Raw genomic sequence first — 21,317 nt, 5'->3', positions numbered from 1 at the left:
CAATTATGACTGGCCAGAATAATTGAAGTGTTTTAAAGGGAGGAAAAAATCAAATGATTGTACAATTAAGACTGGATGAAAGACTAATTCATGGTCAAGTGGTTACTGCTTGGGCACGGGCTTTAGACATTAATACCATTTTAGTGGCAAACGATGAAGCGGCAAATGATCCAATTAAGAAAAGTGTTTTGTTAATGACAGTTCCAACTGGGAAAAAGGTGCATGTAAAAGGAGTAGAAGAAACGATTCGTTTACTAAGTGATCCTAGGGCAGATAAGATGAATATTCTGTTAATTGTAGATAATCCGGATGATGCATTGAATTTGATTGAACATTTGCCAATTACAGATATTAATATTGCCAATTATCAAAAGAAAAAATCTGAAGATAAAATTATTATTCATACATACTGTACGGCGGATCAAAATGATTTAAAAACATTTGAGAAAATTGCACAAAAGGGGAAACATGTATATTCACAAATGTTGCCATCTATGAATGCAGAAGATTTTTCTGAATTGTTAAAAAAAGCAAAAAAGTAAAGGAGATAAAATTATGTTAAATGCTTTAATCATTGCATTGACATACTATGTGTGTCAAATAATTGATGCAATACTTGGATTCCAAGCAATGACACGACCAATTGTTATGGGAAGTGTAGTTGGCTTAGTTTGTGGTGATTTGGAAACTGGAGTTATATTAGGGGCAGCAATTGAAGCCTTATATATGGGTATTTCAGGAATTGGTGGAATACAACCTGCTGATTATCGAAGTGCTGTTGTTGTGGCTGTTGGGTTAACTATTTTATCAGGTATTTCTGTTGAACAAGGATTAACAATTGCTGTTACAATTGGAGTTCTTGGAAATACTGTTGATCCAATTACCGCATTAGTTGTAAATTCAATTCAACCAATTTCGATTCGTTATGCCGAAGAAGGAAATTATAAGAAATTTAGATTTATGATGATTTTTGAAATGTTATTTATTAAGAATACATTATCACCGATTCTAGTCTTCTTATGCTGCGCTTTTGGCACAGAGGCTGTAAGCACTCTATTTAGTGTGATTCCAGCTTGGGTATTGGCCGGATTAAGCGCAGCAGGAGGAATGTTAATTGTTATTGGTCTTTGTTTAACGACGCAAGCAATTTATTCAAAATCAACACCGATTTATGTTTTACTAGGATTTGTATTAGTTAAATATTTAGGACTTACAACACTGCCCATTGCTATTATAGGTATAATTATTGCTTTCATTGGATTTAACAGAGATTATAAATTGAAAGAATTAGAAAACAAATTAGCATTAAGTGGAGAAGGAGATGATTTTTATGAGTAGACCAGAAATTAGCCAAGAAGATAAAAAAATACTGAATAAATGTTACTATTATTCATTGAATACATATATGTGTTTTAACAATGTAGTCATGCAAGGAAAAGCATTTGGAATGTCAGTTTTGCCGGCTATTCAGGCCTATTACAAAACAGAGGAAGAAAAGAAAAAGGCTTTTGCAAGAAATGCTAATGAAGTATTCAATAGTCATGGAGTAATGCATGGCTTAATTGCTGGAATTGTCGCCGCGATGGAAAAAGAGCGTGCTGAAAAAGGCAATATTGATGAAAAGGCAATATCTAGCTTAAAGGCTTCTTTGATGGGTCCTCTTGCAGGTATTGGAGATTCATTTTTCTTCAATTGTTATCGTGTTATAATTGCGGGTATTTGTATAGGGTTAGCATCAGATGGAAATGCCTTAGCACCAATTTTATTTCTTTTGTTATATGGAGGAGGCCTATTGGCTATAAAGTATGTTTTCTTGATAGAGGGTTTCCGTTATGGAGCGAAACTTGTTAGTGAAGCATTTGAAAGAGGAATTATACCAATGATTATGGATGCTTGTGGTATTGTAGGAGCTATCATGGTTGGAACATTAGTTGCTTCTAATGTCAAAATTAAGATTGCACTGGAGCCAATAATTAATGGTGCAACAATATCCGTTCAAGGTATTTTAGATAGTGTTATGCCAGGAATTCTCTCATTAATTTTATGGTGGATAGTGTTTAAATGGATTCGAAAAGGAATTACTCCAACTAAAATAATTTTTATTATTATTGGCTCATGTTTGGTTCTTGCATTCTTTGGCGTATTTGCGTAGGAGAACTAGTATGAAACTTTTGGTTCAATCTGATGATTTTGGTTTTACAAAAGGAATCACTGACGGAATATGTGATGCTCTTCAAAATGGTATTGTTACTTGTACAGGACTTTTTGTTAATATGCCTGCCAGTGCATATGCTGCATCAAAAATAAAAGATTTTTCAAATGTTTGTTTTGGTATTGATTTTAATATCGTATCAGGACATCCTGTTGCTGATATAAACATGATTCCTCATCTAGTTGATGAGAATGGATTATTTATTCGTTCTACAGAAAAGTATAAAGATCCAAATTTTGGAATCAAGGAATTGTGGCCTTATGATGAGGTAATGATTGAATTAAGGGCTCAATTAAATAAATTTAAAGAATTAACAGGAAGAATGCCAGAATATTTACATCCTCATTCTATAACAGATGCTAGTAAAGCTTATATTCAGGCAATTCGTGATCTTGCCGAGGAGTTTCACATTCCATATTCAGCAGATATTAGAAAAGAATTTAATTTTGGGTCTCTAAAAAAGGGATGGGCACAAAAACCTTTTACAATTGAAAATCAATTAAAAGCAGATGCACTTTGTTATATGAAAGAACATGCAAATGAACTTTTAGAATTTGAGTATGCTTATTTAAGTGGACATGCTGGATTTGTAGATAATGATATTTTTCGGTGGAGTAGCTGCAACATTTTAAGATGTAAGGATCATGAAATGATGACTTCAGTTTTTATGAAAAAATGGATAGAGGAGAATCAAATTCAGCTTATTTCATATCGAGATTTAAATAAATAGAAAATAAGGTGGAAAATCAGTGTTGCACTGTACCACCTTTTTGTTATTCAAATAATGGAATATTCTTATAAAAAAGGGGCTGTAACGAAATAAAAAGTCCCTAAAATAAAAAAGACAATGAAATCTGACATTTGATAAAGTAGAAGGGGCATTTGGAGTAATCAAGGAGAATATGAAATTCACGTTTCACCAAAACGGCAAAGAAAAAAGAGCTATAACGCTCATGACTTTATAAATAAGTCATTTCGTTACAGCCCCTTCACTAAGCATGTTAATCTAAATCTTCACCATTGCTTTCAATACATTTTTTATACCAATAGAAACTATCCTTTTTATAGCGTTTAAGCGTACCGTTTCCCTGGTTATCCTTATCTACATAAATAAATCCATAACGTTTTTCCATTTCACCCGTAGATACACTGACTAAGTCAATGCTTGCCCATGGCGTATAACCAATTAAATCAACACCGTCATTAATTGCTTCTTTCATTTGAATGATGTGTTCTTTAATATATTGAATGCGATAATCATCATGTATCTTGCCATCTTCAAATGTATCTCTGGCACCTAAGCCATTTTCAGTAACCATAATTGGCACACCATACCGATCATAAACATGATTTAAAGTATAACGTAAGCCTTTTGGATCAATTTGCCAATCCCACTCAGTAGCTTTTAGATATGGGTTCTTAGCACCGCCCATAACATTACCGGAAACCTTGGCGCTGCTTGCGTCAGAACTGATGCAATTAGACATGTAATAACTAAATGAATAGAAATCGACGGTACCTTGTTTGATGATGGATAAATCTTCATCTGTGATTTCAAAATGGATATCGTTCTTTTCAAAATAACGTTTAATGTAATAAGGATAAATTCCTTTAACCTGTACGTCACCAGAGAAACAATTGCGCATCAGATCTTCCTGCTGAGTGAGAATTACATCATCTGGATTGCATGTCAGCGGATAAACCGTTATATGGCAAATCATCGTACCGAATTGAAACTCAGGGTTGATTGATTTTCCCAACATTACAGCTTTTGCGCTGGCAACAAATTGATGATGAAGCGATAAGAAACGGGTGTTTGGATCATCAACCTGAGCGGTGAAGAATTCCGTTCCTTCATTGAGAATACCCGCATGATTCCAGTTCCCTAATTTTGTAGTTAAACAGTTAATTTCATTAAATGGAATCCAATACTTAACAACATCCTTATAACGTTTAAATAATACTTCACAGAAATTTAAATAATAATCGATGCATTCACGGCTTGCCCAGCCATTGCATTTACCGGTTAATGCGAAAGGATTCTCATTATGATAAATAGTTACTAATGGTTCAATATTGTATTTCTTTAATTCCGCAAATACATGATCATAGAATTCAAGACCTTTTTCATTAGGCTGAGATTCATCGCCATTAGGGAAAATACGCGTCCAGTTAATTGACATTCTAAAGATATTAAAACCCATTTCAGCACATAATGCGATATCTTCTTTATAATGATGATAGAAATCGATGGCTTCATGAGAAGGATAATAATATTTATCTTCATCAATTACCGGTGTAATTCTTCTAGGATCTTTATGTGTTCCTGAAGTCATCACATCAGAAATACTGACTCCTTTGCCATCTACATTCCATGCGCCTTCACATTGGTTGGCAGCCGTTGCCCCTCCCCAGAAGAATCCCTGAGGGAATTTTTTGTTTTCTTTCATATTTACCTCGCTTTCATAACTAGAACAATGAAATAAATTTTATTCATTTGCTCTTATAAGGCCATTATAGCATGAAAAAAATAAAATACAATGAAAAATATGCTATTGACTAAAATAAATTTAAGTGATATATTGTCTTTAGTGAAAAATATTTTATCAAGAAAGGGTGATTGAAATGGATCGAATTATTTCCACTGAGAAAGCACCAGCAGCAATTGGTCCTTATTCTCAAGCAATGAAGGTAGGTAATATGTTGTTTGCCTCTGGACAGATTCCAGTAGATCCAGCTACCAATGAAATAGCTGGTACAACGATTGAGGAACAGGCACAGCAAGTAATGAAAAATGTTTGTGCGATTCTTGAAGCATCAGCGATGAGCGTAGAGGATGTCGTTAAAACAACTTGTTTCTTAGCCGATATGAAAGATTTCGCGGCATTTAATAAGATTTATGGGGATACGTTTACGAGTTGTCCGGCACGTTCCTGCGTTGCTGTAAGAGAAATTCCAAAAGGTGTTTTATGTGAGGTAGAAATCATCGCAGTTAAGCGATAGAAAGGATAGTTATGAAATACGAAAAGATGATTAAGGATATTTTAGGGGCGATTGGCGGCAAAGAAAATATTGAAAGTGCAGCCCATTGTATGACACGTTTACGTCTTACTCTAAAAGATGACAGTAAGGTTGAAGAAGAAACGATTAAGAATATTGATGGGGTTATGGGATTAGTTAATAATGGTCAGCAAACACAGATTGTTATTGGTCCTAATGTTGCTAATGTGTATAAAGAATTCATTGAAATGACGGGTTTGGCCGAAGAAGCATCGATTGATGAAAATATCGATGATTTAAAGAAAGACTTAAAAAACAAAAAGGGTAATTTAATGACTTCTTTCTTTGAAACCATCGCTGGCATCTTTAATCCGATTGTTCCAGCTTTGGCGGGTGCTGGTTTAGTCCGTGCCGTATTAACCATCGCTGTTGTTTGCGGATTAGATAATTCAAGTAATACTTATTATGTAATTAATACTATTGCGAACGGCGTATTTACTTTCTTACCGTTCTTGCTTGCTGCATCTGCTGCCAAACAATTTAAAATGAATCAATATGTTGCTTTAACGATCTGCGCGGCGATGATGTCCAGTAATTGGGCAGCGCTGCTTGCTGAAGGAACTACAACATTCTCTTTCCTTGCTATTCCATTTACTGTAGTGAATTATGCATCCAGTGTATTGCCGATGGTATTTGCTATTTGGTTTGCATCAATTATTGAAAAATATGTTGACAAGATTATCCCTGGTGCGTTAAAAATTATCTTAGTACCATGCTTAGTAATGTTAATTGCTACGCCGATTGCTTTAATTACCATTGGACCGATCGCGACTTGGGTAGGTAATCAATTAGCGGTTGTTGTAACACTCTTGTTTGAAAAAGGCGGTGTTTTTGCCGGTATAATTTATGGTGGTATCTATTCTTCAATGGTTGTACTTGGTATTCATCATGGTATGGTTCCAGTATTGGTACAGGGTATTACGACACAAGGCTTTAACTATATTTCACCAACGTCAGGGGCTGCTAACATGGGACAAGCAGGCGCAGCCTTCGGTGTATGGTTAAAAGCAAAGAATCCTAAAATGAAAGCAATTGCTGGTTCAGCTGCCATTTCAGCGATTACGGGTGTAACTGAGCCTGCTATTTATGGTGTAAACTTCAAATATAAGAAGCCTTTCTTAGCTGCCTCAATCGGCGGTGCTGTGGGCGGCGGATTTGCATCATTCTTCGCATTAAAAGCCTATGCTATGGGCGGCCCTTCATTCTTAAACTTTGCAATGTTTATGGGTGATGATCCAATGAATATGTGGTTAGTCATGATTGGCTTTGCCATTGCCTTTATCATTGCGGCGGTATTAACTGTAGTGATGGGGTTTGAAGAAAACTAACACGAATCCTAGAGGGTACAGCCGTATCCTCTTTTATCAGAGAGGAAGAGGAAAATGAAAGAAAAAATGATTAAAGCATTCCGCGATGCCAATGGCGGATTATTCTCAAGTGTTGAAAAGGCGGATGTCGGCGGTTCATATCAAGAACTTGAAAAACAAGGAGTCGCATTAATGGGCTGGGCAGATCCATTTATGCCTGACTTTTCACTTCCTGAACATGTGAAAAAGGCAACCATTCAAGCCATCGAGGAAGCATCAGCCCCCCACTATACAGCACCGATCGGCAATCAAATATTGAAAAATAAAATTGCTGAAAAATTAAAGAAGCAAAATGGTTTGACGGTAGACCCTCAGCGGAATATATTAATTACACCAGGCTCTGATTCCGGCTTGTATTTTGCTATGCTGCCTTTTATAGAAGCAGGGGATGAGGTGCTTATTCCAGCGCCTAGCTATCCTAACAATTTCTTAAATGTTGAAATCATGGGCGGCCGCACGGTACCTGTACCCTTAAAGGAAAGCAATCAGTTTCAAATCGAAATCGATGAATTTGAAAAACGAGTGAGTGAGCATACGAAAATGGTTGTATTAACGCATCCAAATAATCCTACAACAACGGTATTTAATCGTTCTTCATTGGAAGCTTTAGCCGATTTTGTCATTCGTCATGATTTGATTTTAGTTTGTGATCAGGCTTTTGAAGATTTCTGTTACGAGAATGAAATGATTACGCCAGCCTCTTTACCGGGGATGTTTGAGAGAACCATTACCGTATTCTCATTCTCAAAAGGGATGGGGCTCAGCGGATATCGGGTTGCCTATTTAGTATGCAGTGATGTGATCATGGATACGATGTTTGCCAATGCTGTTTCTGTGCTTGGCGCGACAAATACGGTCAGTCAGTTAGCAATTCTCGCGGCTCTTGAAGATCCTTCCTTTATGAAAGAATTTGAGACAGCCTTTGATTATCGAAGGAAAAAAGCATATGAAATTATCAACTCCATTCCTCATGTCAGCATGCTGATGCCTGAATCGGGCTTCTTATGTTGGGTCAATGTATCAGAATTAGGCAAATCCAGTGATATTGTTAGTTATTTAGTCAAAGAAGCAAAAGTATCGGTGAACGATGGCATTAACTATGGTATTGGCGGCGAGGGTCATTTACGCATTGTATTAGGCGTATATCGTGATAATCAAAGAGTTGTTGACGCGTTATTAAGAATAAAAGAAGCACTGGAGAAATATCAGCAACAATAAAAATTATTTTAGTGAAATACAGAAATTCATCATTGATTGAACGAAATTTCAGCGATATACTATATATAGCATGGAAAGGGAACACCGCACAGTTTAACAAGCGTTGTTGAAAAGGGAAGAATATGGCACATCAACCAATAAAATTAACTAAAGTCGATCGAGAAATCTTAAATTCCTATATTACGATGATTCAAGGCTTGGCCTTTTATCTGGGTAATGGTTATGAAATGGTTTTACATAGTCTCGAGAGCTTTGAACATTCAGTTATTTGTATTATCAATGGTGAACATACAGGCCGTAAAGTAGGCGCGCCAATCACGGACTTAGCATTAAATATGCTTGATGAGATATCAAAAGGGCAAGAGGATTATATTACATATTTTAGTAAAAATCGTAAAGGTGAACCTCTAAAATCAACCACAATTGCTATTCGGGGGGATAAAGGCAGAATTGTCGGCCTATTCTGTATCAATTTTTATATGAATACGCCTATTCATGATATTCTTCAAACGATGCTGCCGGTGTCAGCGCCGCCGGTGAATACCCCTAAGGAAAACTTTGCGGAGAATTCTGATGAATTGATTGAAACTGCGTTAGAAGCCGTAAAGAATGAAATCTATGCGGATCAGTCAATCAGTGCGAGCAATAAAAATAAACATATTGTTTATCAGCTAGATGAACGGGGGATTTTCAATATCAAGGATGCTGTTGTGAAAGTAGCGAATTTACTGGGAATTTCTAAAAATACTGTTTATATGCATATCCGCAATAAAGCAAAGAAATAAGTACGAATGTTAATCAGCAAACTGTATGGATAATATTTGATTCACTGTTCTGCTGCAGCGAATGGAATTATTTACATGTAGGATAACAAACAAAGCCAGCCATCGGGTCAAGCGTCCAATGAGCTGGCTTTTTCTTACTTGCTCTTGCTGAAATGTTAAATCTATGCTATATTGATAGTAGATATAGCGAGTATCGATAGTAGGTGATAAAGTGGCAAGAAATCAGTTTCAGACATTAAGTGAACCCATGTATTATATTTTGCTGGCCTTGCTTACGCCTTGTTATGGTTATGAAATCATGCAGAAGATAACTGAGATTTCTAAAGGCAGGGTGCAGGTTGGCGCTGGTACATTATATGCACTCTTGGCACGTTTTGAAAATGAAGGAATAATTAATCAAATAGCGGATGACGGCAGACGGAAAACCTATGTAGCTACCGATCTGGGGAAGGAGTTGCTCAGACAGGAAATAAAACGTCTAAAAAGCATGAGTGAGGAAGGAGAGGCATTATTGGATCAGTAAAGGGGAGGTGAATCCAGTGAAAAAATTGTGGATTCCATTAAGCTATGGTGTCAATGATACGCAGGCCATGAGTGAATTATTTGAACGTTTTGCTAAAAAAGGCTGGCATTTCGATAAGCTCTATGGCACCGGGGTTTTGTTTATTAAAGGGGAGAAGCAGGCATGCGCTTATGCAGTAGACTTGTTTTCACTTAAACGTAAGAATAATGATGATGAACAGCTTCAGGAATATTATGATTTTTGTGCGCAAAGCGGCTGGGAATTTGCAGACGGGTATGACCAGTATCAGGTATTTAAGGCGGCTGAAGGTGCAGAACCAATTCCTTTGCAGAGTGATGATGAGGTAGCTTTCGATATTCTCTATCAGCAGCGAATAAGGGAAATAGGCCATAGTGTTTATGAAGCACTCTCTACGATACTGCTTTTGTTTCTTGCCTATTGCTTATTTCCGCTGGACTTTTATACCGATGATTTATTTTTAATGATTGGCATTTTGACACCGGTATTGGGTTGTCTGATACTCTTGCGGCAAGCTTTCCGCTATGTGAAAATGCGTCAAGTGAAGAAAGCTGTGGCGCAGGGAGAGCCGTATATATTTACTAATTATTTATTAAGCCGTTCAATCCGTGACTTCACGGTCTTACTTTTATGCATTGGATTTTTGGCTGGTTATATGCTGTTTAAGTATCTTCGTCATGAACAGCTGCCGGGGACTATCTATTATGTGATTGCTTTGGTAAATCTGCTGTTAATCGGCAGATATGTAAAGCGCAATGGAGGGCGGACCCTGAAACCTAAAACGTATGTGAAAATCTTTTGCATTAGTTTTATAGGCTGTTCATTGTTGTTTGGCATCCTTGATCATGAATTTGCGGCTTCATCTCATGTTGAACCATCACGGGTGATTCGCATGACCAATGTGGATGAGCAGGGAAAGTTTACTAAAAACAGCAGTTATTTTGTTCCTTATCAGTGTCAATATGAAGCGTTGGAGAATGATTATCAGTATCGTCTATATGTTGCCAGAGATTTAAAGAGCAGCGAAAACCTTTTTGATGAACTTCTAAAAGAGACAACTAAAGGGTTTAAAGATGCGCAAAGTATAAAAGCAGCTTTGAGTAGATTGAATGATGAGTTTACAGTATCAGGCTATTATCTCAATGATGAGCATACTGATATAATTGTTCATGATAATACAAGCATAATCATAATTGAAAGTAATTTAAGCTTTGATGATCCATATGTTATTCGACAATTCAACGAACAGTTGAGTGAACTTGATTTATCATGAAAGGAGGGTCCTTATGAAAAAATGTTGGCTGCCATTAAAGTTTAATTATGAGGATTGTCAAAGCATGGCCTTGCTGTTTAATCAAATGGCGGCAAAGGGCTGGTATGTGCAAAAGCTGAATGCTGAGAGTGTGTGGTTTGTGAAGGGGGAGAAAGCTGACGTTTCTTATATCGTTGACTTATTCCCCAATGAACGAAATCAGCACGATGATCGTGAAATTAAGGAATATCATGAGTTGTTTGCCAATACAGGCTGGGAATTTGTCGATGGGTATAATCAGTTTCAGGTATTTAAGGCAATGGGTGAGTGTCTGCCAGTCCATACGGATGCGGAACTTCAACTGGCGGTTTTTAATCGGTTTAAGACGGAAGGAATTAGCACTTATCTGCTTCTGGCATTGTTTGTGATGATTGTTGTAGGATTTATACTACTTTATCCGCAAAGTATTTTAGGGGATGATTTGTACCTGTTTACCAGTGTACTGTTTGTGTTGGTGATTGTGAAACAAATCCTAGCGTCTATTCATGCTCAGCGTATGATTAAACAGTACCAGGAATCGTTATTGACAAAGGGAGAAATGAACTGGCAGGGGAATGCGAAGCAGTTGATGATTAAATCAATAATCAATTTGCTTTATAAGTTTGGCTTAAATATGCTTCTGATTATTTTAGTGCTGAGGGCGTTGTGGAATAACGGGGGCAATAGTGAAAATATGTCGATGATAACCTTACTTGTCAGTGCTGTCTTTATTTCAGCATTGACTAAGCAAAATCAAGGCCGCAGATTATCAATAGGTAAATCGGTGGGTGTTTATTTCGCATGCTTCTTGTTGCTGCAAATGGTGTTAACACCATTCAAGGGTGAAAGCATGATTGATGAAGGGGCGGTTATCACTATTAATCAAGTTTCCGATTATAAATACAGCCATACGCATAGTTTGTTTATCCCAGAGCAGTACACCTTTGAAGCAGAGGGTTATCGATATGAGTTGTACACTGCACGGAACGAAAAGATAGCAGGGCTGCTGTTTGATGCTTACCTTAGACAATATGCAGGTCTTTTCACCCATCCGACAGAATTAAAAACCATGCTTATACCAATCAGCGATTCAGCATTTGATGAAGGTTATTATGTTGATGAGAATAAAACGGGTTTGATTGGCAGATTGAATCAATCGGTAATTATCATTGAATATAATGGAAGTTTAGATACACCACAGATTATTGATACCATCAATACACAATTAGCAATTATAAATGAGCATAATGGTGGCGCAAATCATTCTTAATATAAAAATGTAGCTGCTTAATTAATTAAAGTTTATGGAAAATTGTAAAAAAGCTATGATTTTTAGAGAAATCTCTATTTTCTCTTACTAATCATAGCTTTTACATTTGTATAAAACTTTTTAATTGATTCATAAATAATATCAAACAATGAGGGTTCATTGGTTTTGAAAACATATATCTGCAATAAGATACCGATAATCGTGAAACCGAAAAGAGTAAACACCCAAATAATAAAACCATTATGCTGATTCACCAAGCCGGGATGAAAATTAATTAATTCTTCGTATGTATACTGAAGCCGAATATTCGCTCTTTGAAGATCACCAATATATTGTCCTAAAAATAATCCTGCCAAGTGACCAATCGCTAAAGTGAGAGCAAGCGCATATTTATCAAAAGCAACCCAAATTATAGGTATGATCCATACAAGAAAATATTGTCTAAAGACGCGGGAAGTCCACCCAAATATGTATACTTCTTCCAGATATAGAGTGGAAATCAAATATATAAATACATATATGCATAAGATTGATAATACTTTAAATAATCTTTTCATTTCATTCTATTGCCTCCTTTTAAAAATAGCTGTTTTTGATTTTATGTGTGATGACTATTCTATAAAGCAAGAAGAGTTTTCATAGATATGTACTTTAATAAACATATGTAAGTTGTTTTTCACTTTCAGGATAACTGCCTGTGATTTTTATGTCAAGGCAAATTTTGCTTAATAAGACTAATATTAATTTTAAGGATATATCAGAATGAGATATAATTTTATATTTCAAAAATAGTGTTGATATGATAAAATTATAGAGAAGAAAACATCTAACAGAGTGACTGCCGATAAGCTCCTCTCTCTTTTTTCCTTTTGGGATTGGAAGGGGGGATAAACGGTATGGACTTATCACTTATAATTGCTGTTATAGCATCGGTTTTGTCTGGTGTAGCGATAGTGATTGATTTGATCCGCCTTTGTTTTTACATCCTCTTTGAAAGTTCAAAGAAGGAAAAATAAAACAAAACACTCTGTTTTCTAAATTTGACCGTTTAGACAGAGTGCTTGTTTTTAAAGTGATTTAAGGCAGACACCTGAAAGATGTCTTTCTTCACTATTATTATAAGTAAATCTAAGAAATAAATCAAGCAATCTGTGAAATACAAGACAGCTTTTATATAGAAATTTTTTTAAGAAATCGCTTTTTTTACTTACTCATCAAACTATTTAATCATAGACTAATACATTAACGGTCGGAAATCATAACATATATAGCATATAAAACTTATGTGGTATGGAATTTAAACTAAGCAGAAATTGCTTTCCATTGTAATTGCTTAACTTATAAAGCTAATTTATTCAATAATACCCATTTCGTGTTTAATCCATTCCTTGAATGAATTAAACAGTGTTTTTATTATTGATGGCTCATTCGTTTTAAAAACATATTTCTGTAAAATAATACCGATAATCATGAAAATTAAAATGGTATAAAACCATGTATAAGCTGCTTTAGACTGCAGCAATTCATATTTAGCACCAGTTAATTCAGATATATCATAATGAAGAAGAACGTCTGCAATTCTGCGTTCATCTAAGTAAAGACCAAGAAATAGACCTACAATGTGACCTACTGCCATAGAAAGAGCTACTGTATATTTGTTGAAAATCACCCAAATCAATGCTATCAGCCATGGGAAAATAAAATCATACCTTGAGGTCCATTCAAAGATATAAACATCTTGCAAATACATTTTGGAAATTAAATGAATAGATAAGAATATGAGATGGATGGAAATCAATTTAATTAAAAACTTAATTATTTGACTGAATATTCTATTCATTATATTTCCTCCTTTTAAAAATAGCTGTTTTTGATTTTATGTGTGATAACTATTCTATAAAGCAAGTAGAGTTATCATAGATATGTACTTTAATAAACATATGTAAGTTGTTTTTCACTTTCAGGATAACTGCCTGTGATTTTTATGTCAAGGCAAATTTTGCTTAATAAGACTAATATTAATTTCAGGGATATATCAGAATGAGATATAATTTTATATTTTAAAAATAGCGTTGATATGTTAAAATTATAGAGAAGAAAACATCTAACAGAGTGACTGCCGATAAGCTCCTCTCTCTTTTTTCCTTTTGGGATTGGAAGGGAGGATAAACGGTATGGATTTATCACTTATAATTGCTGTTATAGCATCGGTTTTGTCTGGTGCAGCGATAGTGATTGACTTGATCCATCTTTGTTTTTACATCCTCTTTGAAAGTTCAAAGAAGGAAAAATAAAAACAAAACACTCTGTTTTCTAAATTTGACCGTTTAGACAGAGTGCTTGTTTTAAGATTAATTAAGGCAGACACCTGAAAGATGTCTTTCTTCACTATTATTATAAGTAAATCTAAGTAATAAATCAAGCAATCTGTGAAATACAAGGCAGCTTTTATATATAAAATTTTAAAAAAATTACCATTTTCATACTCTTCAAACTATTTATCCTTAAATTCTTTGAAGATTAATAGACTGTTTATCATAATTGTGCGTTTAGTTTTTTAATATGATAAAATATAAATATATAGCATATTCATTTATTTGATTTTCTTGCTTATTGTTTTCAATTTTCATCACCTATGATTTTTCTGTTTTGACAATGATTAAATTACAAATCGGTTGAAGGAGGGGTGAAAATGCAAAAGAAGATTAATTTAATATTATGTTTAAGTTTAATGCTGACCATTCTGAGTGGCTGTTCAATCATTGATATACTAGTCCAATCAGTCAGTACAAAAACGAGTATCTTACTAGAAGTTGCGAAGGTGTATAGCGATTATGTGATTGCTTATCCAGTAGGCAGAGTGATGCGCAGTATAGAACCCTCAGAGCCAATTATCATCCCGCATAAGCAAGAAGCTGCTTATCCTATGGAATTTGGCTTTGTTCCTGATGTGTTGGTCTATCCAGAGAATCCGGCTGAACCTTTATCAGGGTATATATACAGTATAGAAAGTAATTATCTTGATGTATCCGCAATCAGGAATTTTGATGATACAGCTCTGCAAGTAGGGGATCAATTAACAGTTACTTTTGATGAAGGTGATATGAATTTAGCGAATAATACGATTATTGCGAAAAGTATCAATGTTAAATCCGTGAATGATATGGATTTCAATGAGTTGGAAAGTGATGACCTTATATTAGGTGATCCATACAAATATAATGTGGATTGTAATGATATGTCTGTTTATAGCTTAATATCCATATTAATGGAATATGGAACTGTACATTGCACAGAAGGGAATAATGAACTTTGGTTATTCAAAGGATATGAAACAAGTATAACTGTATTTTTTGAGAATAGAACTCATGCAGGCATATCCATATATCAATATCCATCAAATGCTGAGATGATGATTGATGCTTATAATATGAATAAGGATGGTGAATATAATGGTAAAGCGTATCCTCTACAAGAATACTATTTTAAGATAGGGAAAATCATATTAGAGGTGAGAGATTCAAATGAAGCAAGTGATTATGATGCGGGAAAATTATTAGAGATTCTAAAAACACATATAGGAGATCCATATGCACGAACCTTTCCAAAAGATAATTTTATTGAGAATGAATGATGTAACCGCTTAACTATGTAAACTTTATTTATTCGTTCATATCCATGCTTGACAAAGCCTTTGGTCAATGCTATTTTATTAATAGTTATACGACTGACGGAAGTGGAATTAACCACATGAAGTATGACAGTGCAGCGCCGACCGTCTGGGCAATTCAGTCCGGATGAGTCGGCTTTTTTGTATCAATTTTTAAGTGGTTTTACTTTACAGATCGGCTGACTTTCGATAGACTAAATGTACGTTACGGAGGGATGATCATTGACTCAGGGAAGAATTCATTCAATTGAAACATTTGGAACCGTTGATGGTCCGGGAATCCGTTTCGTATTGTTTATGCAGGGCTGTCCAATGCGCTGTCTTTATTGTCACAATCCAGATACATGGAATCTTGAGAGTGGTGTTTTGAAAACACCTGATGAGATTCTTCATGAAATATTAAAGTATCGTCCTTATTATAAGGATACTGGCGGCTTGACAATCAGCGGCGGCGAGGCGTGTCTGCAGTTAGATTTTGTACTTGAATTATTTGCTTTATGTAAAAAAGAGGGGATTCACACTTGTTTAGATACGTCGGGAATCACTTTTAATCAAAAGGATGATCGGTATCTCAAGCTTTGTGAGTTGTGTGATTTAGTTCTTCTTGATATGAAGCAAATGAGCAGTGCCAGACATAAAGAACTGTGCGGTTTTGAGAATGATCGGGTATTCGCTTTCGCATCTTTCTTAGCTCAGCACCATGTACCCGTTTGGATTCGTCATGTGCTGGTGCCGGGACTGACGGATGATGCAGAGCATTTAATGGCCATGCGGAAATGGATCGATACCTTATCAAATGTAGAGAAGGTTGAGGTTCTCCCTTATCACACGATGGGGATTGTGAAGTATCAAAGTCTTGGTCTTGATTATCCGCTGGCTGGGGTAAACGCGCCAAGTGCTGAAAAGGTTATAATGGCCAGAGAAATATTATGTGGAGATCAGCATGAAAAAATTTAAACTTATACAGCTGAATGGCGATGTCTGTGCCGGCTGTGCGCAGAATCTGCCGGTGGTTCGCCAGGTGCTTGCAAATCGCGATGACTGTGATTTTGTAGAAATTGGTGAACTGGAGGAAATCGCAAAGATTGTCCGACGTTATGGTTTGACACATCTGCCGGCACTTGTTTTGCTTGGCAATGATGAATTTATTGGCGAGGTTCACGGCTATCAGCCTGAAGAAATCCTCGCTGTGTGGCTGGATGCCAAAATCGAACAATTTAATCGACAAGGAGAAAGAGCATGATGAGAGAAGAATGGACAGGGTTTAAAGAAGGAAAGTGGATCAAGGAAATTAATGTCCGTGATTTCATACAGAAGAATTATACGCCTTATACAGGTGATGAAGCTTTTCTTGCCGGGCCTAGTGATGCGACAACGGCTTTATGGCAGCAGGTACTGTCATTGAATGAGCAGGAAAGAGCGGCAGGCGGTGTATTAGATGCTGATACCAGTGTAGTATCAACGTTAACTTCCCATGCGGCAGGATATTTAAACAAAGAATTAGAAAAGATTGTTGGTTTTCAGACCGATAAGCCATTTAAACGTGCGCTGCAGCCTTTTGGCGGTATTCGTATGAGTGAAAGTGCTTTAGAGGCTTATGGTTATGAGCTTGATCCGGAAATTAAGAAAATCTTTACGCAATATCGCAAAACCCATAATCAGGGAGTATTTGATGCTTATACGCCTGAAATGAGGGCTGCCCGTACTTGTGGTATCATTACCGGTCTGCCTGATGCTTATGGCCGCGGCCGCATTGTTGGCGATTATCGCCGCATTGCCCTGTATGGTGTTGACGCGTTAATTGAAGATAAAAAAGAAGTGATGCGGATTCGCTTGAATGGCAGTATGTATGAAGATAAGATTCGTGATCGTGAAGAGGTTGCGGAACAGATCCGTGCATTAGGTGAGTTAAAGAAAATGGCGGCAATTTATGGCTGTGATATTGCTAAGCCTGCCAAGAGCGCGCAGGAAGCGATTCAGGCGGTTTATTTTGGTTATCTGGCTGCGGTTAAGGATCAAAATGGTGCGGCCATGTCATTAGGACGTACTTCCACTTTCTTAGATATTTATATTCAGCGTGATCTAGAAAATGGTACCTTAACAGAAGCTGAGGCACAGGAATTGATGGATCATTTCATCATGAAGCTGCGTCTGGTTAAATTCATGAGAACGCCGGAATACAATGATTTATTTTCAGGAGATCCAACTTGGGTTACTGAATCGGTCGGCGGTGTTGGCATTGACGGACGTCCTTTAGTAACAAAAAATTCCTTCCGTGTACTGCATACACTGGAAAACTTAGGATCAGCGCCAGAACCAAATCTGACCGTTTTATGGTCCAAGCAGCTGCCTGATGGCTTTAAGAAATACTGTGCGAAGCTTTCCATTGAAACGTCTTCATTACAGTATGAGAATGATGATCTGATGCGTGTGGAAATGGGTGATGATTATTGCATCGCCTGCTGTGTAAGCTGCATGCGTGTGGGTAAGGATATGCAGTTCTTCGGGGCCCGTGCTAATCTTGCGAAAGCATTGCTTTATGCGATTAACGGCGGTATTGATGAAAAGAAAAAAATTCAGGTATCACCGCGTTTTGAACCAATCACCTCGGAATATCTTGACTTTGATGAGGTAATGGCTAAATATGATCAAACCTTGGATTGGCTGGCTGGTCTATATATCAATACATTAAATGTAATTCATTATATGCATGATAAATATTGTTATGAAGCGATTGAAATGGCTCTGCATGACTATGATGTGCGCCGGTTGTTTGCGACGGGTGTAGCTGGTTTATCCGTGGTTGCCGATTCATTATCCGCTATTAAATATGCTCATGTTAAAACCGTGCGTGATGAAAATGGCATTGTCGTAGATTATGAGATTGAAGGCGATTTCCCTAAATATGGCAACAATGATGATCGGGTTGACCAATTAGCGGCTGATTTAGTTAAGAATTTCATGGATAAGCTCAGACAGCATCATACATACCGCGGCGGGATTCATTCCATGAGTATCTTAACTATTACAAGTAATGTTGTTTATGGTAAGAAGACAGGCAATACACCGGATGGCCGTAAAGCCGGTGAACCTTTTGCACCGGGTGCTAATCCGATGCATGGCCGTGATACAAGCGGCGCATTGGCGTCTTTAGCATCAGTGGCAAAATTAAATTATGATGACGCTCGTGACGGTATATCAAATACCTTCTCAATCGTGCCGGAATCATTAGGAAAGGACTAAGGAGGAACTTATGAGTCAGCGTGTAGATAATCTAGTAAATTTGATTGACGGCTATGTGGAAAGCGGCGGTCATCATCTGAATGTAAATGTATTTAACCGAGAAACATTGTTAGATGCTCAAAAGCATCCTGAATTATATCCGCAGTTAACCATTCGGGTATCCGGTTATGCTGTTAATTTTAATAAATTGACAAAGGAACAGCAGGACGAGGTAATATCTCGTACAATGCACGAAAAAATGTAAGCGAGGTCTGGTGAAAACCAGACTTTTCATTTACTTCTCATGCATCAAAAGGTAAAATAGAATGAAAGACAGGAGGCTTAATTTATGGAATATATAAAAGCTGGAAGATTAATTGATGGCTGCGGGAATGTCAGTGAGAACATGATCCTGTGCATTGATGAGGGAAAGATTAAGGGAATATTAAAAGCAGAACAAATGGCTAAGGAAGTAGAATTTATTGATTATTCTGATTTTACGATACTGCCGGGACTGATTAACGCGCATATTCATGCTTTTTCACCTTGTGATATGAGGGCCGAAGAAGAGCAGGCACGCACGCCTTTGCAGAAGGCTTATGATGGGGAACGTTTCATGCATGATTTGCTTTACAGCGGTGTTACCGCCGCCCGTTCTCTGGGTTCTGAGGGAACCAGTGAGCAGCAGCTTCGTGATTGTATCAATAATGGTACGGTAATTGGACCGGATCTTGTCGTATGCGGCCGTGTGATCACGATGAGCGGCGGTCACGGATGGAGTGACGGCATGCAGTCGGATGGTGTTGATGAATGCCGTAAGAATACGCGTATTCTGCTTCGTGAGGGAGCGGATGTAATCAAAATAATGGCTACCGGCGGGGTTATGACGAAAGGTGTAGAACCGGGCAGCGCGCAGCTTACGATGGAAGAAATGAAGGTCTGCGTGGAAGAGGCTCATAAGGCAGGCAAGAAAACAGCGACCCATGCCCAGGGGAATCAGGGTATCCGCAACGCGCTGAATGCCGGTATTGATTCCATTGAACATGGCATCTACCTTGATGATGAAGTAATCGCCCAAATGCTGCGTCAGGGGACTTATCTGGTACCTACACTTGCAGCGCCAAAATGTATCGTCGATCATGGCGAAGGAATACTGCCTGATTATGTGATGCGTAAATCAAAGCTGGTAATTGATGCTCATGTGGAAAGCTTTAAACGGGCTTATGCCGCTGGGGTGAAGATTGCAGTCGGCACAGATGCCGGTACACCTTATAACTTCCATGATAAAACAGCCTATGAATTAGAATTAATGGTTAAGTATGGTGTTGCGCCGATGGAGGCTATTACCTTTGCGACACATAACAGTGCTGAATGTCTAGGCATCGAAGCTGACCACGGTACAATTGAAGTCGGTAAGTTTGCTGACTTAATTGTTCTTGAAAAAAATCCTTTAGACGATATCACTGCTTTACAAAATGTCAACAAAGTCTATAAACATGGTGTTTTAGTACTCAACCGATAGTTGAAAACAGCAATTCAACGAACGGGTTATTGTTAGAATCAAGTTTCTTCTCTATGATGAAGGTGTCAAGGGAAGGTGATAACATGAGACAATCAAAACAGAAATTCTATTATCCGCAGGAGCAAAAAGCATTTGCTAAAAAAGCCTTAAGCGCAAAAGCTTGGTTTTGGATACACAGTCTTATGAACCCTAACCGATAACCTAAAGGAGAACCATATGAACATTGGAAAAACGATCGCTGATTATCGTAAAGCAGCAAATATGACGCAGTCAGAAGTCGCAGACCAGCTGGGTGTTACTTATCAGGCAGTATCTAAATGGGAACGTGATGAAAGTCTTCCGGATATAACGATGCTGCCAAAGATTGCTGATCTCTTTAATATCAGTATTGATACTTTATTAAGAGGCAGTTTTGAAATGAAGGAAGAAAAAGAAGTTGCGACAGCCCGTCAGATCATTGAAGAAGTCACTGAGGCGGAACAGGATGAAACGGCTGAAACGATTGAGCCTATGGAAAAACAGGATCAGGATGAAACATTGAAAGCCGCGGACAAACCTGTTGATGATGAAAAAACAGAATCAGATGAAAACGATGATGATGCCTTTATCAACATCAACTTAGGCGGCCTGCTGGAACAGCTTGCACCGCTGATGAAGCCTAACCAGTTGGATCGGGTAGTCGGCAAGCTTGGCCGGATGAATAAAAAATTAAGCAGCATCTATCCGTTCCTAAAGCGTGAACGAATGAGTGAACTGATTGCCAAGACCCCCTTGGATGAGCTGGAAATTGATGAACTGCTGCCGTTCTTAAACAGTGCGCAGCGTGATCTGCTGATTGAAAAAATCGTGCAATATGAAAATGTACCTGACTTTTTAGATCTTGATGATCTTTATCCTTTCCTTAACTCAGCCCAGAAAACAGTTTTACTTTCATGGCTTCTGGCATATGATCGTTTTGATCTGCTTGATGACTTTATGCCATTTTCCAACTCAGAACATCGTGAAAAAATCATTGATGAAATGCTTGAAACTGGCAATTTAGAGTATGTCAGTGAAACCTATCCTTTCATTAATAATGAGTTAAAAAATCGGCTGCTTACTTATTTTATAGAAAATCGAATGACTGAAGAGCTTTCTGAACTGATGGATTTTATGTAAT

19 protein-coding genes, 1 pseudogene and 1 riboswitch are annotated in these 21,317 nt (G+C 37.2%); of the genes and pseudogenes, 17 read left to right on the top strand and 3 right to left on the bottom strand.

Annotated features, from left to right (window positions below; genetic code table 11):
- Positions 1-53: 53 nt before the first annotated feature.
- From DWZ33_RS04145 to DWZ33_RS04130, 4 genes are read left to right on the top strand one after another with little or no spacing between them, the layout of a single operon-like run.
- Positions 54-542, top strand: coding sequence for a PTS sugar transporter subunit IIB (locus DWZ33_RS04145; RefSeq protein ID WP_022936677.1), 489 nt, complete (start codon positions 54-56; stop codon positions 540-542).
- Positions 543-555: 13 nt separating this feature from the next.
- Positions 556-1,338 (top strand): PTS mannose/fructose/sorbose/N-acetylgalactosamine transporter subunit IIC, encoded by a 783-nt coding sequence (locus DWZ33_RS04140; RefSeq protein ID WP_022936678.1) that lies wholly within the window; start codon positions 556-558, stop codon positions 1,336-1,338.
- Positions 1,331-2,152: a PTS system mannose/fructose/sorbose family transporter subunit IID gene (locus tag DWZ33_RS04135; protein WP_182425506.1), complete on the top strand. Its 822-nt coding sequence runs from the start codon at positions 1,331-1,333 to the stop codon at positions 2,150-2,152. The genes DWZ33_RS04140 and DWZ33_RS04135 overlap by 8 nt, the downstream gene beginning before the upstream one ends.
- A 10-nt stretch (positions 2,153-2,162) precedes the next feature.
- On the top strand, positions 2,163-2,942 hold the full coding sequence (locus tag DWZ33_RS04130; RefSeq protein ID WP_022936680.1) for a ChbG/HpnK family deacetylase: 780 nt from the start codon (positions 2,163-2,165) through the stop codon (positions 2,940-2,942).
- Positions 2,943-3,213: 271 nt separating this feature from the next.
- Here the strand turns inward: DWZ33_RS04130 and DWZ33_RS04125 are convergent, their stop codons facing one another.
- Complete coding sequence (locus tag DWZ33_RS04125; protein ID WP_118453899.1) at positions 3,214-4,662, bottom strand: glycoside hydrolase family 1 protein; 1,449 nt, start codon at positions 4,660-4,662, stop codon at positions 3,214-3,216.
- 175 nt (positions 4,663-4,837) lie between these two features.
- On the opposite strand from DWZ33_RS04125, the gene DWZ33_RS04120 reads away from it, so the two are divergent.
- The 7 genes from DWZ33_RS04120 (at position 4,838) to DWZ33_RS04090 (ending at position 11,744) form a co-directional block, all read left to right on the top strand.
- A complete protein-coding gene (locus tag DWZ33_RS04120; protein WP_118453898.1) occupies positions 4,838-5,215 on the top strand; it encodes a RidA family protein in 378 nt (125 codons plus the stop codon).
- 11 nt (positions 5,216-5,226) lie between these two features.
- The gene (locus DWZ33_RS04115) at positions 5,227-6,600 is read left to right on the top strand and encodes a PTS transporter subunit EIIC (protein ID WP_022936683.1); all 1,374 of its coding nucleotides are present in this window, start codon (positions 5,227-5,229) and stop codon (positions 6,598-6,600) included.
- A gap of 54 nt (positions 6,601-6,654) precedes the next feature.
- Positions 6,655-7,857, top strand: a complete 1,203-nt coding sequence (locus DWZ33_RS04110; protein WP_118453897.1) for a pyridoxal phosphate-dependent aminotransferase — start codon at positions 6,655-6,657, stop codon at positions 7,855-7,857.
- Between the two features lie 122 nt (positions 7,858-7,979).
- Positions 7,980-8,642: a helix-turn-helix transcriptional regulator gene (locus tag DWZ33_RS04105; protein WP_022936685.1), complete on the top strand. Its 663-nt coding sequence runs from the start codon at positions 7,980-7,982 to the stop codon at positions 8,640-8,642.
- 211 nt (positions 8,643-8,853) lie between these two features.
- Complete coding sequence (locus DWZ33_RS04100) at positions 8,854-9,165, top strand: PadR family transcriptional regulator (RefSeq protein ID WP_022936686.1); 312 nt, start codon at positions 8,854-8,856, stop codon at positions 9,163-9,165.
- Between the two features lie 16 nt (positions 9,166-9,181).
- Complete coding sequence (locus DWZ33_RS04095; protein WP_118453896.1) at positions 9,182-10,456, top strand: DUF2812 domain-containing protein; 1,275 nt, start codon at positions 9,182-9,184, stop codon at positions 10,454-10,456.
- A gap of 13 nt (positions 10,457-10,469) precedes the next feature.
- Positions 10,470-11,744 carry a DUF2812 domain-containing protein gene (locus DWZ33_RS04090; protein ID WP_118453895.1) on the top strand — a complete coding sequence of 425 codons (1,275 nt, stop codon included), beginning with the start codon at positions 10,470-10,472 and terminating at the stop codon, positions 11,742-11,744.
- A gap of 74 nt (positions 11,745-11,818) precedes the next feature.
- Here the strand turns inward: DWZ33_RS04090 and DWZ33_RS04085 are convergent, their stop codons facing one another.
- On the bottom strand, positions 11,819-12,301 hold the full coding sequence (locus DWZ33_RS04085) for a hypothetical protein (RefSeq protein ID WP_118453894.1): 483 nt from the start codon (positions 12,299-12,301) through the stop codon (positions 11,819-11,821).
- A gap of 794 nt (positions 12,302-13,095) precedes the next feature.
- The gene (locus DWZ33_RS04080) at positions 13,096-13,584 is read right to left on the bottom strand and encodes a hypothetical protein (protein WP_118453893.1); all 489 of its coding nucleotides are present in this window, start codon (positions 13,582-13,584) and stop codon (positions 13,096-13,098) included.
- Between the two features lie 852 nt (positions 13,585-14,436).
- Between DWZ33_RS04080 and DWZ33_RS04075 the strand changes: the two genes are divergently transcribed.
- The 6 genes and pseudogenes from DWZ33_RS04075 to DWZ33_RS04045 all read left to right on the top strand — a co-directional run bounded on the left by DWZ33_RS04075 (position 14,437) and on the right by DWZ33_RS04045 (position 21,316).
- Positions 14,437-15,378, top strand: a complete 942-nt coding sequence (locus DWZ33_RS04075; protein ID WP_118453892.1) for a hypothetical protein — start codon at positions 14,437-14,439, stop codon at positions 15,376-15,378.
- A gap of 79 nt (positions 15,379-15,457) precedes the next feature.
- A riboswitch (ZMP/ZTP riboswitch) is annotated at positions 15,458-15,536 on the top strand.
- Positions 15,537-15,636: 100 nt separating this feature from the next.
- A complete protein-coding gene (pflA, locus tag DWZ33_RS04070) occupies positions 15,637-16,371 on the top strand; it encodes a pyruvate formate-lyase-activating protein (RefSeq protein ID WP_118453891.1) in 735 nt (244 codons plus the stop codon).
- On the top strand, positions 16,358-16,657 hold the full coding sequence (locus DWZ33_RS04065) for a YbbN family protein (protein ID WP_118453890.1): 300 nt from the start codon (positions 16,358-16,360) through the stop codon (positions 16,655-16,657). Before pflA ends, DWZ33_RS04065 begins: the two co-directional genes overlap by 14 nt.
- A pseudogene (pflB, locus tag DWZ33_RS04060) lies at positions 16,657-18,901 on the top strand (formate C-acetyltransferase). The gene DWZ33_RS04065 and the pseudogene pflB overlap by 1 nt, the downstream one beginning before the upstream one ends.
- A gap of 84 nt (positions 18,902-18,985) precedes the next feature.
- Entirely contained in the window at positions 18,986-20,158 is a 1,173-nt protein-coding gene (locus DWZ33_RS04050) for a metal-dependent hydrolase family protein (RefSeq protein WP_022936697.1), read from the top strand.
- Positions 20,159-20,374: 216 nt separating this feature from the next.
- Positions 20,375-21,316: a helix-turn-helix domain-containing protein gene (locus DWZ33_RS04045; RefSeq protein WP_118453888.1), complete on the top strand. Its 942-nt coding sequence runs from the start codon at positions 20,375-20,377 to the stop codon at positions 21,314-21,316.
- Position 21,317: the final 1 nt, after the last annotated feature.

The sequence above is a fragment of the Dielma fastidiosa genome, from assembly GCF_003475485.1.
In the GTDB taxonomy this organism is placed as follows: Bacteria; Bacillota_I; Bacilli_A; order Erysipelotrichales; family Erysipelotrichaceae; genus Dielma; species Dielma fastidiosa.
The sequence above is the reverse complement of the archived record's forward strand: the minus strand, read 5'-3'. Positions and strand labels throughout refer to the sequence as shown.